The organism is Maribacter sp. C-4077 (assembly GCF_055378385.1).
Window position 1 is genome coordinate 2,512,658 of the sequence record NZ_AP038807.1, and the last position, 12,032, is coordinate 2,524,689.

Here is a 12,032-nt window from a genome sequence, read left to right on the forward strand (position 1 = left end):
TAGCCGGTGTTAGGCACTGGCTTTTATTTTTCTTTTTTTGCGTCTTCACGTAAATCCAAGTCCATTTGCAATTGAGTAGACCAAAAAGATTCATTTTCTATAACCTTGGTATCGGCAAGTAGAATTTCATTTTTTAGTTTTTCAAACTGCTCGTCCGTAAATACGGAATCTAGATAGGCATCCTCACCATTTTCTTTTAGAATCGTGTCAACGAAGTTTCTATAAGCGAGCAAACTTTTGGCAAGGCCATAAATGTCCGAATTGAAAAATCTGGACGAGAAATAATTTTCATGGTCCAAAAACTCAATTTGGTCGTTCATTTTAGTATTTACAACAATTGGGTCACCATCACCACAGGAACCAATAACAATGTATTTTTCAAATTCTGGTTCCAGGATGTCATAGACCTTATTAAGTTTTTGAATCCCGTTGTATAAGTCCTCAGAGTCTTTCGAAAATGAGAGATATGGAGCAGCGCTATCAGGCAAACCTGAACGTACTAAAAAGTCGATAGTTTTTACAGATAAACCCAGTCCATTCAGTTTTTCGGGACTTATCGGATTGAGCTCGTCCTCAATTGAAATCCATTTTTGCTTAAAATCTTCCGGTGTCATTAGCTTGTGCCTAACGGGTTTGGCTATGGTTTCGTTGCGGAAAAATCCGCTGGGATTTTTCCGATGAATGACGAATATACTAAAAAGCGGTGAATTCCGACTTAGGAATTCAGCCGCAATGAACTATAGCCGTTGTTGTGTGCTGGCTTTTTTTATTCCATAATGTTCTAACCAAGCCAGCGGTTCAGTCAGATGATGTTTATTAAATTCTAAATGTATTACTCGTCTTTTCTTTCCGTTTGTTGTTCTGTTCGAAGCGTGTAAAGTCAGAGGTTTCATTAACATTGCTCCGCCTTTTTCTACTTCACATACAAATTCGTTTTCTAAATTCCAATCTTTTGATTCAGCACGAATTATTCCTTTAAGGTGCGATTTAGGAATTACCTTTAAAGCTCCGTTATTTTTGTCCGTTTTGTCTAAATGAATTCGTATTGTTATAGTGTCTTCCAAAATCTCAATTGGTGGTTGAACTCCGTATTGTCCTTTTTTAAAAGTCCAATTTGTGTAGTTTTCCAATTCCGTTTTTTGGTCAACCGATATGCTCAAATCTTGATGATAAGCAACAAACCAATTGGATTCGCTTGGTTTGTCAAAATAGATTGCTTTGGTTAAAAAATATTCAGATTCGGAAAGGTCAGAGATTAATTCAGTCAGTTTTTCGTTAAACAGCAAATCGGTCAATTCAGGGACGTTTTTGATTAATTGTCTAATCGCAAACAGGTCTTTTGTTTTCATAAACGAACTTCCTTTTTGTTCAGCATTTTCTATACAAGCTAAAATTCTGCTTATTTCGTTTTCCGAATACAAGTCAGCTAAAACAGAAAATCCATTTTCTTCAAGTTCTATTTTATTCTTTTCGTAGTTCATTTCTCAGCTTGCACACAACGGTTCGGCTATGATTTCGTTGCGTGAAAAATCCATCGGATTTTTCCGTACGGAATCCGGCCGTTTTATTTGTTTATAGGTTGAATTTAGTCAAAATGAAGCAATGGATTATAGCCAATGTTAGCAAACGGTTTTTATTTTATTTGAGTCCACTTTCCAATGAGAATTAGAAACTCAGATAGCTCATAAAACGCTAGAACTGTCAAAATGGAAAGTCCATTTTCCGTTTTCCATTTTTTTATCAGAGTCCAGATATAAAGTCCTAAAGGAAGAAGCATCAAAAATCTCAATTCACCGACAAAGGAATATTGGAATAGAGCCCAAATAAATGATAGAAACGCAAAAAGTCCAATCACAAAATTTGTCCATTTTCGATTTGCAGCTTGGTGAACTGAAAACCCAAAGGTTAGCATTCCAAAACTGAAAAATGACAAATCCGTCAATAATTGGTTCTTAAAAAAAGTAAGTCCGAAACTGATAGTGAGTCCAATTAAAATTACTTTTAGAAAAGTTGGTTTGGTTTTAGGAAAAAGCAAAAGTCCAGCCAAGATTCCAATTCCGATTATAACTTTTTGCTGCGTCATTGAACTGTTTGCTAACGGTTTAGTATAACCGTCAGTTACGGGATTAAAGTTAATGATTTTCGGTTTAGCACAGATGTTAGCAATTCCGAGTGGATTCGGACGTAGTCGAATCCGCCATAATTGCGGTTAGCATCTATGTAAAAGCAGCGTGTCCTTTATCTTTAAAGTTCTCTAAAACAAAAAGATATGAAAACGGAACACACTGCAAGACCCAAGTTATTCATTGGTATCGACATACACAAGCGCAGTTGGAAGGTACACTGTGCTACGGACCTGTCCTCCGGCAGGACCTTTTCGATGTCCCCGGACCCGGAATGCCTAAGGGAATATGTGGGGCGGCACTATCCGGGCCATGAGGTCTCGACGGCCTACGAGGCCGGCTGTTGCGGTTATCGTGCCCATCGTTGTTTCGAGGGTTATGGCTGGCGCTCGCTGGTGGTGAACCCTGCGGACATATTCAGGCGGGGAAAGGAACGCCACACAAAGACGGACCGTATCGACGCTCAGCTCATAGCCCGTGAACTGAAGGACGGGCGTTTGGGGGGCATCGTGGTCCCGGACCCCCAACGGGAACAGTTGCGAAGCCTGTTCCGCAGAAGGAACGACCTGGTCAAGGACATGCGCCAGATCAAGAGCTACATCAAGATGCAGTTGCTCTATTACGGCATCAAGGTCCCGGAGGAGTTCGACAACGACCACTGGAGCCACGCGTTCAGGAACTGGTTGGACGGTTTGGAATTCGCACACCCGACGGGGAAAGAGGTGCTTGAGAGCCGCATGCGCAGCTTCAGGTTCGTCGACCGGGAGTTCAGGGACGTATCGACCCGGTTGCGCAAATGGACCAAGGAACACTATAAGGAAGACTATATGCTACTGCGCAGCATACCCGGTATCGGCCCCATAGTGGCCAGCGGGATATTGGGCGAACTGGGGGATTTGAGGAGGTTCGGCAACATAAAGCAACTTGCCGGTTACGTGGGGCTTTCCCCCGGGATCTACCAGAGCGGGGATACGGTACGCCACACGGGGGTAAGTATGCGTGCCCATCGGTTGATACGCAGTTATTTCATCGAGGCCTCCTGGCAGGCCATACGCACGGACCCGGTGATGCAGGGATATTACCGCAAGCACCATGGCAAGAACGTGAAATCCGTGATCGTTAAAGTGGCCCGTAAGCTTTTGAGCCGTACCCTGGCGGTGATAAAAACGGGGATTCCCTATGAGATAGGGGTAGTTGAATAGTAAAATTTGGACAGGACATAGCGAAGCTCACGATCAAGGTAGAACGGCCCGTAACACAGAACAATGTAGGTGATCGCGATAGCTATCGGGAATCACACCGGTTAGCAAGTGGCCGGGCCTATTATAGCTTATAATCATACAGATGCCGGTGAACACGGAAAAGAGTGTATCACATATAGGATGCGGAGCAAGTTATATGGTATTGAACGGTTGATAATCCTATCGGAATTATCAACGATTCAACACCCCAAAACCATCATTATGAAGTAATTGAAAATTAAATATTAACTTTAGAGAACTGGACTAGGGCTTTTCATAGGATACATTGTTGTGCGTAGTTTTTTATATTCCACCGTTTTCAGTCTTTTCATAAGTCAGTTGTCCGTTTTTAAATTCGAACAACACTTTCGTCCAATCACTTAAACTCAAATGCAAATTCTTTCCTCCTTTCAATTCCGCAAAGTATGGAATCAGAGTTATGTCAAACTGTCCATCTGATATTGACAAAGGAAATATTTTTACGTACCTCAATTTGTTTCTATTTTTTCTAAACACTTTCTTTCTGTTGCCAAGTCCGATTTTTTTGATTTCATATCCGTTGATTGAATCAGGTATTTTCATTAAGTAGTCTTGGTATTCAATAAAAATCTTATTCGGCTGTTTTTGGTTAGAATATTTGTTATAAAACGAATCGATTTCCACGATGTATTTTTCAATCGCTATGTAATACAGCGAATCCGTTTCCGTCATTTTAAAGTATTCCGAACTTTGATTTTCATTCTGTCCGATTGCACCGAATGATATTAAAAGGAAGAATATTATTAGTCGATTCATTGATTTATGATTATTTACTCAAATGTATTTTGCTATTTCAAATCTCAAAAATCATAATTAGTAAACTAATGTTTTGGATGAGTAACGAGTTTTTCTCAAATTACGCACAACAATTGTATATAATAACAAGTTACTATATTTTTATTTTACCAAACTAATCTAATGGATTTTTAATGTTCTTAAAAGTATTGGTCGCCACATGGGTGTATATTTCAGTCGTCTTGCTGGAACCATGACCTAAAAGCACCTGGATCTGCCTAAGATCTGTACCTGATTCCAAAAGATGGGTCGCAAAACTGTGCCGTAATACATGTGGGGTGACTGTATTTCTTATGCCAGCCTTTTCTGCTGCCTTTTTGACGATGTTCAATACGCTTTCTGCGGTATATTTCGATGCCTTCCTTCCCTCGAACAAATAATTCTGAGGTTTCCATTCTTTGTAATATAGACGAAGATCATCCAGTGTGGATTTTGATAATAAAGTATACCTGTCTTTATTTCCTTTGGAACCTTCGACCCTGACCAGCATTCGTTTACTGTCTATATCGTTTAGTTTTAAATTCAATAGTTCGCTACGTCTCAAGCCCGAACCGTACAAAAGTTTTACAATGCACCTATGCTTAAGATTATTGGTGTTCTCGATAATCGCAATGATCTCTTCCTTGGAAATGACCTTCGGTAGCTTTGATTCTTTCCGGGGCCTTTCGATCTCATAAAAACGGTTGGGCATTCCCAAGACTACCTCATAATAGAATTTTATTGCATTGATAGCTTGATTTATATAGGAGTTAGATACCTTTTTCTGTATAAGACTCTGTAGAAATAACCTGATATCGCTTTCGTCTATCGTGTTTAGTTCTTTCTCTTTAAAAAAGTTGATGAACATTTCAAAGAAGGACACGTAGGTCTTAACGGTGCTATTTGAATATCTTTTCAACTCCAACTTCAATAGATATTCCTCGGGACAATATCTATAATTGGGAATAGGTTTTCTTTTCCTGAACCAGGACACATCAACAATTTCATTTTTGCTGCTTAAGGGTCTATTGGTGAAAAATCGATTGTAGTTTATCCAGACGACACCTTTGAAGGTATTGAAAATGATTCCAAGATTAGCTTTGGTATTGGGTATGTAGGCCATATTGTATTTTTCGCTCCATTTGGGATTTGGGAGACCCTTTACCAAATTCTGTATAAGTCTATCAGGTAAAAACTTGATGCCTATCATTTTACGATCATCGATCATTAAATGGTAGAGCGTTATCGATTTCATTCCGTTCATACAACAAGTTTACCTAAGTTTCGTAATTTAAACGGTATATTATGTCTATAATATGCGTTTGTAAATGAATAATTTAAAAACTTGTCCGGTTTGTGGTGATTTGGTAATGGGTAGGTCCGATAAAAAGTTCTGCTCCAAGAAATGTAAGTCCATAGACCAATATGAGAATCGACAGAAAACGGAGGTCTTTTACCTTGAGGTCGATAGGCAATTGAAATTGAACAGAAGGATTTTAAAAAAGTACAACAAATCGGGGTGTACGATTATGAGGAAAAGTGAGCTAATTGTGGAGGGCTTCAACCCAAAATATTTTACCCATTATTGGAAGAACAAAAAAGGTGATGTATATCTTTTTGTTTACGAGTATGGTTTTCTGACAAAGAACGAAAATGGAAAGGAAAAATATGTTCTCGTCATCTGGCAGGACTATATGACCCTAAATTGAGGATACTATTTTTACTTGAGGCGAATAAGGTTACGGAGTATCTTTCAAAAAAGAAAGATAGCAAGCGGGAACCATGCGTTGCAGTGGTTCCCGCTTGCGCCTGCGGCGGGCCAACGCAGGCATGGCCTGCTTTAAGAGGCAATACTTGAATTATAGCATATTATAATTTTCTTATAACGAATGGTGCAACCAGTTGATTTTCAAAACGAAATACTATAAAAACCTTACGCACTTCCTAATTTTCTTCATTTATTAAATAATTCTGATACCCAGTGAGTTAGAAGGATAAACCTGCACTATAAACCTTAGTGCAAGGAATTCGGAGTTCCAAAATAGGACATTTGGAAAAAGGAACCGACATGCGGAAGAAGAGCATTATCATCAACGAAAGGAGTCATAGGGAACTCATAAAGCTAGCGCAGGAGCACAATAGGAATATTGGAAAATTTACCGAGGAAATGATCCTCTATTTCCAAAAAACAGGAACAGACCCCCAAGCGATAAAAGGGAAAAACGCCAGCGAGATGATCAAGGTCATCGATAGGCGTATCGTTTCCTTTTTTAAGACCCAGGAATCGGAAATACTTTATCCAATTCAAGCACAATTGAACAAGAACGGGGAGCGTACCGACTTTCTTTTCAAAAAGCTTATCGAGGAACTGAACAAGATTTTTGAACGGGTAAAATTTGGGGGATGATGCCCGTAAGTATCGTTCATACCACTTCCCAAGACAATAAGGGAAGTTGCTCCAAATACGGACATTACCTGAATAAGGAAAATAAGGTTCTGAAGAAGGAGGGCCTAGGACATCGGCAACAATTTTTCTTTGACCAGGAACGAAACACGCTCACGACTCTAAAAGCGATTTCAATGGTCGATGACAATGGAAAGAACAAAGGGTTGGCCAAAAAGCAGGACAGATATTTTACGATGACCTTGAACTTTAGCAAAAAGGAGCTGGCACATCTGACATCAACTTTGGCAAAAAGACCCATCAGGGATATTGCCGAAATGGACGATAGGGAGTTAAAGGATTACAATGAGGTTATAAGATTATTTACCAGAAGGGCCATGCGTAATTATGCGGACAACTTTAACAAGGGAATTACCGAGAAGCAACTCGTTTGGTTTGCCAAGATTGAGCACCGGAGATATTATAAGGGAACCGATAAAGAGGTAATGGTCGGCAAGGCCAAAAGTGGGGAACGTAAAGAGGGGTTACAGACCCATGTACATATTACCGTTTCTAGAATGCACAAGGAACATCGGATAAATCTAAGCCCTATGGCCAATGCCCGAAGTAGCAAGAATCTGGTCTTGAACGGAAGAAAGGTAAATGGGGGCTTTGACCGTTCCAAATGGAAGCAACGGAACGAGGACACTTTTGACGAGATGTTCAAGTACCAAAGACGGCTGGAGGTAAAATTTGAGACGCTTCGGATTTTAAAGCATGGTACTCTAGAAGAGAAAAAGGTGTTGAAAATGGCCATACAACAGGAAAAGAATAAGGCCATTGAGAATAGCTCAATGTCCAAAGAAATCAAGAGACCCAAGGGTATTGAAAAGGAGAGGATAAAAATTAGGAACAACCAAATTACAAGATAAGCACATGGACAAGTCGGTATTTATGGAATTGATGATGGGAGGGACGCACCCCATCATACATCTGTTGATGCGCTTTGTCGCATTTGTAGTCTACTTTCTGTTTTTAAAGCGTGTCTGTAGGATGCACTTTTTTCTGGCGTTCTTTGTTTCTTTTCCCCTAACCATAATTTTTCCATTGGCACTTTTTGTCCCATGTTTCGTCCTGGGCTGGTCCGCCTATCGGATATACGCTTGGTTACGTTCCCTGTTCAAGAAAAGCCAGGTAGTTCTCGATGAGGTTAAGGACGGTGCGGAGGGCTTTTTATTTTCAGCTGGTGGGAAGAACATACTCTTGGAGAATCCATATCGGGGCATTTATATCCAGGGAGGAGCGGGGAGTGGAAAGTCGGTCTCTTTGATACACCCCTTATTAATACAGGCTGTTGCCAAAAACTATTCGGGAATATGTTATGATTTTAAATCCCCCGAATTGACACAATTGCTATTTACTAACTTAAAAAGCGGCGAGGGGACAGTCCGACCTTATTTTATCGATTTCAAGGAAGCCCGAAGAAGTGATCGGACAAATCCCTTACAACCCGAACTGTTACCTAAAATTGCTTATGCCCATGAATATGCCCAGACCCTGATGTACAACCTTTCTCCCAAGAACATCAAGAACGAGGATTATTGGATGATGGAGGCCAAAAGTGTGCTTACTGGGCTTATATGGTATCTAAAATCGGAGCATCCCCACTATTGCAGCCTTCCCCATGTGATAAGTTTGATTTTATATAGCGATATATCGGAACTAGTGGAGCGGATTTCGGGAAACTTGGAAGCTGCAGGGTTTACCGCCAGTTTAAAACAGGCAGTAGAAAACGAGGCATCCAACCAGGTGGCAGGGGTTGTAAGTACCTTACGTACCAATTTAGCGAAGCTGAACACGCCCGATATTTTCTGGATACTCTCAGGAAACGACCTTGATTTAAACATCAACGACCCACTGAACCCAAAATTCCTTTGTATCGGAAACGAAAGCACGCTGTCCGAAACCTATGCCCCTGTAATTTCCCTGCTCATTTCCGTAGCCTTAAAACAGATGAATCAACCGGGTAAACATAAATCGGTGGTATTGGTGGACGAGCTGCCCACCCTTTATATCAACAAACTGGAACAGACCCCTGCCACGGCCCGAAGCAATAAGGTGGCAACGGTTTTGGCCTGTCAGGATTTTAGCCAACTCGTGGACCGATATGGAAGGGACAAGGCCCAGGTTATGCTGTCCAATATGGGCAACCAATTTTATGGTAGAACGGTCAATAAGGATTCCGCACAGATGATAACCCATATATTCGGCAAGGCGGACAAAACGTTTAAGACGACCAGTCATGGGGATAATTATTATCAATCCTCCATTTTTGGAAAGCACACCAATTCTTTGAACAAAAGTACCAATGAAACCGTTCAAGAACGGGACCGAGTAAAAACCACCGATATAATGAATCTTCGACCAGGGGAATTCTATGGTCTAATAGCCGAAGGCAATGAGAGGGAAATCTTAAAATCTGAATTTGGAATCAATAAGAGGTTAGGAGATAGTGGTTTCGATTTTCCAATTAGGGCAAGTGATCTGGACATTCAGGAGAATTACCAAAAGATTATTTGGCAGGCTAAAAGTATCTTCGAACCTATGGCTGAACAAGATGAAAGTTTTATTCGATTTTAGTTTTTCTCTTTGATTGCAATAGATTGAATTAGAAAGTTGAACCATAAAACGCTTCAATAGCCTCAATTTCTTCATCATTCAATTCATCAAACTCCTTGTCCCGCTTATTCTTTGAAAGTTTGCCTTCATTCTGATTTAGGAATTTAATTAGAAGATCGACCTTAGTATCAGGTAGGGTTACAACGGAATTGATATAGTTGGTCATTCGGTCGTACTTTTCTAAAAAGTCCAACTCTTCGGGAATAATCTTTTCGATAGTTTCTTCTACACATTCATAAAGAAATTCAGCTTGACGGGTTGCATCAAAATAGCGGTATAGATCAATCGTTTCATTGGTTATTTCAACGTTATGATCTGGAGTTGGTTTCCATTCGATCAAATCTAGTATAGGAGAGGAGTAGGCCTCCAAAACATCTTGATATTCCCCGATTCGGTTCAGGATAGCCGAGGATACCGGAAAAATCATGTCCCGTTTCGTGTACCCCATTTTGACCAATATATGATGTATCAAATACCTATGGATTCTGCCATTTCCATCGGAAAAAGGGTGTATGAACACAAAGCCAAAGGCAATGCTTGCCGCAGCCAAAACAGGGTCATAATCACTATTTTGAAGTCTATTATTAGTATCGATTAGTCCTTGCATCAGCGAAGTCAAATCACTTGCTTTTGCAGAAATATGATCGGGCATAGGCAGAAAACTTTCCCGGTCATGTTCGCCGATAAAGCCTTCCCCTATACGGATTCCCATATGCTTTAATTTCTTGGTGCCGATAACAATATCCTGTAAGCGCTCTAATTCATTTACGGACAAAGGTTTTTTTCCTGCCTGTCCAATAGCCTTGCCCCAATTTCTTGCTCGCAGGTTTGGGGGATATTCCCCCTCGATGGCAAAGGAGGCCTTGGAATCTTTTAATAATAGAAAAGCGGCCGTTCTTCGGATTAAATCCTTGTTTCTTCCTTTCAAGTCCTTTTCCATAAGTTCAGGAAATTTGGTTGCCGTAAAATTTTCCAATTTCTCGGTCCTTCGAATTAATGGACAAAATTCAGGAGTGCCAGGAAGATTGTTTTTTACGCGATGCCGGGTACTGTTTTCAATTGGGCCCTCATATTGAAGTTTTGGATTTACGATTTCGACATAGTTGCCTACTTTTAAATCGGGAATGTCCAGTTGTTTGCCCAATAGCCATTCATATAGGAACCAAATGCGTCGTGAGTATTGACCGGTGGGTTCGTTCTTCATCATGGTCTTTACAAGGCCGTCACCGGCATAAAGAAAGAATTCCTTTAAGATTAATAAATCAATGCCCTCGTATTTTAACGCAAATGTTACATGGGACATTTCATCTTTTGAGGGCATATAACGATTGGCGAACACTTGCCATTGTTCGGTATTGTAGCGTTGCTGCTTATCAGTAACCAATGCCAGAATATCGGGGGTTGGTAAACGTCTACCTGTTTGCTCTTCCAAAATTTGTAGAAGCCGAGCATAGCCTACCAGCACACCCTCTTCTGGTAAGATTCTACCATGAAAAGTGGTTACTTTGCGTGAAAAACGATTACTTTTTGACATTAATCATGAAATATGATTACAAATATAGCATGCAAAATGATTATTTTCCATGAAAAACAATTACTTTTTATGCTGTATTATGAAAAATGATTAAAGATAGTTTGTATTTAAATGTTTTCCATGTTCCTGCGGAAGTTGAAAAACCTTCACTTTCAATCCTGCCCGAGCGGACACGCCAAGCTGGTCCGCCTTCGGTCGTCTTTCCGGTTCCGATATTTTCAACACCCGCGAAACCGCGCATAAACACAAACGAACACAATTGGTGTTCGTTCGCCTTTATCGTTGCCCTTCCATTGGCCTTAATACGTCTTGTAACTGGGATTCTTTCCTTCCAATCTTGTTCAAGATTTTGCTTTGCAAGCTCCGAATTCCAAATGAAACGCCAAATGCGACGATTTGGCTTATTCATTTAAAATCCGGTGGACGCTCGCCATCAAAATCTTAAAACAATGGAAAGAGCGAACGAAATTCAAATCAGTTACAAAAACAATGGAAGTGCCAATCAATTAAAAATTACCGATGCCACTAGTGCCAACAATATTATAATGGATTCCTGGGACCGAAACACCATTGAATTATTTGAAACCTTTAAGGTGGTGTATCTAAATAACTGCAATACCATAAAAGGAATCTGTACCATTTCCACCGGAGGAATATCCGGCACCATCGTCGATATACGTTTGATATTTGCTACGGCCCTTAAGACCTTGTCCACTGCAATCATCTTAACACATAACCATCCAAGTGGGGTCGTAGTTCCTAGCCAGGCCGATATTCAATTGACCCAAAAAATAGTCAAGGCAGGGGAATTATTGGATATCAAGGTTCTGGACCATATCATCGTCACCCCACATGGCTCATTTTATAGCTTTGCGAATGAAGGGAGGATTTAGCACGACTTTTCTTAGCAGCGTTTTAATCATGACTCTTTACAAAAAGTAGATTTTGAAAGGAGTGCCACTTTTCTGAGATATATTGCATGGAGGTCAACTAACAATCTGAAACAACAATGAAAAGAGGTAGTGTAAAGAGTTCTGAAAAAGAGAATATGAACGTCATTGAGAAGGGTAAGGACTTTCTGAGTGATTCAGAAATCAGAATCCATTTGGAAGCGTCAAAAAAATCAAGATGCCTAAAATGAAAATACCTAACATTCAATTAGACTTTGAATTGGGTTAAAATCTCAATAACTTATCACTATTTGATATACTGACGGATTATGTTTCTTTTTTGAAACATAATTTTCTGCCTTATGTAAC

The 12,032-nt window shown here is 40.2% G+C and carries 14 protein-coding genes; 7 read left to right on the plus strand and 7 right to left on the minus strand.

Features of this window, described 5'->3' with window-relative positions; all coding sequences use genetic code 11:
• Window positions 1-23: 23 nt before the first annotated feature.
• The 3 genes from ACZ41C_RS10730 to ACZ41C_RS10740 form a co-directional block, all read right to left on the minus strand.
• A complete protein-coding gene (locus tag ACZ41C_RS10730; RefSeq protein ID WP_464561319.1) occupies window positions 24-614 on the minus strand; it encodes an SUKH-4 family immunity protein in 591 nt (196 codons plus the stop codon).
• 123 nt (window positions 615-737) lie between these two features.
• The gene (locus ACZ41C_RS10735) at window positions 738-1,481 is read right to left on the minus strand and encodes a phytanoyl-CoA dioxygenase family protein (protein ID WP_464561321.1); all 744 of its coding nucleotides are present in this window, start codon (window positions 1,479-1,481) and stop codon (window positions 738-740) included.
• Between the two features lie 152 nt (window positions 1,482-1,633).
• Window positions 1,634-2,083 (minus strand): hypothetical protein, encoded by a 450-nt coding sequence (locus tag ACZ41C_RS10740; protein ID WP_464561323.1) that lies wholly within the window; start codon window positions 2,081-2,083, stop codon window positions 1,634-1,636.
• 186 nt (window positions 2,084-2,269) lie between these two features.
• Between ACZ41C_RS10740 and ACZ41C_RS10745 the strand changes: the two genes are divergently transcribed.
• Complete coding sequence (locus tag ACZ41C_RS10745) at window positions 2,270-3,325, plus strand: IS110 family RNA-guided transposase (RefSeq protein WP_138259787.1); 1,056 nt, start codon at window positions 2,270-2,272, stop codon at window positions 3,323-3,325.
• Between the two features lie 342 nt (window positions 3,326-3,667).
• Here the strand turns inward: ACZ41C_RS10745 and ACZ41C_RS10750 are convergent, their stop codons facing one another.
• Window positions 3,668-4,075, minus strand: a complete 408-nt coding sequence (locus ACZ41C_RS10750) for a hypothetical protein (protein ID WP_464561325.1) — start codon at window positions 4,073-4,075, stop codon at window positions 3,668-3,670.
• A gap of 238 nt (window positions 4,076-4,313) precedes the next feature.
• Entirely contained in the window at window positions 4,314-5,441 is a 1,128-nt protein-coding gene (gene xerA / locus ACZ41C_RS10755; RefSeq protein ID WP_464561327.1) for a site-specific tyrosine recombinase/integron integrase, read from the minus strand.
• A gap of 64 nt (window positions 5,442-5,505) precedes the next feature.
• Here xerA and ACZ41C_RS10760 point away from each other — a divergent pair, with 64 nt between their 5' ends.
• From ACZ41C_RS10760 to ACZ41C_RS10775, 4 genes are all read left to right on the plus strand, one after another.
• Entirely contained in the window at window positions 5,506-5,886 is a 381-nt protein-coding gene (locus ACZ41C_RS10760) for a hypothetical protein (RefSeq protein ID WP_464561329.1), read from the plus strand.
• A gap of 341 nt (window positions 5,887-6,227) precedes the next feature.
• Complete coding sequence (locus ACZ41C_RS10765) at window positions 6,228-6,584, plus strand: BfmA/BtgA family mobilization protein (RefSeq protein ID WP_464561331.1); 357 nt, start codon at window positions 6,228-6,230, stop codon at window positions 6,582-6,584.
• Entirely contained in the window at window positions 6,581-7,492 is a 912-nt protein-coding gene (locus ACZ41C_RS10770; RefSeq protein WP_464561333.1) for a DUF5712 family protein, read from the plus strand. Before ACZ41C_RS10765 ends, ACZ41C_RS10770 begins: the two co-directional genes overlap by 4 nt.
• A gap of 4 nt (window positions 7,493-7,496) precedes the next feature.
• Window positions 7,497-9,200: a type IV secretory system conjugative DNA transfer family protein gene (locus ACZ41C_RS10775; RefSeq protein ID WP_464561335.1), complete on the plus strand. Its 1,704-nt coding sequence runs from the start codon at window positions 7,497-7,499 to the stop codon at window positions 9,198-9,200.
• A gap of 28 nt (window positions 9,201-9,228) precedes the next feature.
• On the opposite strand, the gene ACZ41C_RS10780 is transcribed toward ACZ41C_RS10775, so the two are convergent.
• Together ACZ41C_RS10780 and ACZ41C_RS10785 are read right to left on the minus strand one after the other, a co-directional pair.
• Window positions 9,229-10,773, minus strand: a complete 1,545-nt coding sequence (locus ACZ41C_RS10780; protein ID WP_464561337.1) for a Fic family protein — start codon at window positions 10,771-10,773, stop codon at window positions 9,229-9,231.
• Between the two features lie 67 nt (window positions 10,774-10,840).
• Window positions 10,841-11,182: a hypothetical protein gene (locus tag ACZ41C_RS10785; RefSeq protein WP_464561339.1), complete on the minus strand. Its 342-nt coding sequence runs from the start codon at window positions 11,180-11,182 to the stop codon at window positions 10,841-10,843.
• A gap of 40 nt (window positions 11,183-11,222) precedes the next feature.
• Between ACZ41C_RS10785 and ACZ41C_RS10790 the strand changes: the two genes are divergently transcribed.
• Both ACZ41C_RS10790 and ACZ41C_RS10795 read left to right on the plus strand, forming a co-directional pair.
• On the plus strand, window positions 11,223-11,666 hold the full coding sequence (locus ACZ41C_RS10790; RefSeq protein WP_464561341.1) for a JAB domain-containing protein: 444 nt from the start codon (window positions 11,223-11,225) through the stop codon (window positions 11,664-11,666).
• A 116-nt stretch (window positions 11,667-11,782) separates the two neighbouring features.
• Window positions 11,783-11,914, plus strand: a complete 132-nt coding sequence (locus ACZ41C_RS10795) for a hypothetical protein (RefSeq protein WP_464561343.1) — start codon at window positions 11,783-11,785, stop codon at window positions 11,912-11,914.
• The last annotated feature ends 118 nt before the right edge of the window (window positions 11,915-12,032 follow it).

Coding starts and splice junctions, on each gene's coding strand:
- ACZ41C_RS10730 (WP_464561319.1), bottom strand. CDS start 614: ATGACACCGGAAGATTTTAAGCAAAAATGGATTTCAATTGAGGACGAG.
- ACZ41C_RS10735 (WP_464561321.1), bottom strand. CDS start 1,481: ATGAACTACGAAAAGAATAAAATAGAACTTGAAGAAAATGGATTTTCT.
- ACZ41C_RS10740 (WP_464561323.1), bottom strand. CDS start 2,083: ATGACGCAGCAAAAAGTTATAATCGGAATTGGAATCTTGGCTGGACTT.
- ACZ41C_RS10745 (WP_138259787.1), top strand. CDS start 2,270: ATGAAAACGGAACACACTGCAAGACCCAAGTTATTCATTGGTATCGAC.
- ACZ41C_RS10750 (WP_464561325.1), bottom strand. CDS start 4,075: ATGACGGAAACGGATTCGCTGTATTACATAGCGATTGAAAAATACATC.
- xerA (WP_464561327.1), bottom strand. CDS start 5,441: ATGAACGGAATGAAATCGATAACGCTCTACCATTTAATGATCGATGAT.
- ACZ41C_RS10760 (WP_464561329.1), top strand. CDS start 5,506: ATGAATAATTTAAAAACTTGTCCGGTTTGTGGTGATTTGGTAATGGGT.
- ACZ41C_RS10770 (WP_464561333.1), top strand. CDS start 6,581: ATGATGCCCGTAAGTATCGTTCATACCACTTCCCAAGACAATAAGGGA.
- ACZ41C_RS10775 (WP_464561335.1), top strand. CDS start 7,497: ATGGACAAGTCGGTATTTATGGAATTGATGATGGGAGGGACGCACCCC.
- ACZ41C_RS10780 (WP_464561337.1), bottom strand. CDS start 10,773: ATGTCAAAAAGTAATCGTTTTTCACGCAAAGTAACCACTTTTCATGGT.
- ACZ41C_RS10785 (WP_464561339.1), bottom strand. CDS start 11,182: ATGAATAAGCCAAATCGTCGCATTTGGCGTTTCATTTGGAATTCGGAG.
- ACZ41C_RS10790 (WP_464561341.1), top strand. CDS start 11,223: ATGGAAAGAGCGAACGAAATTCAAATCAGTTACAAAAACAATGGAAGT.
- ACZ41C_RS10795 (WP_464561343.1), top strand. CDS start 11,783: ATGAAAAGAGGTAGTGTAAAGAGTTCTGAAAAAGAGAATATGAACGTC.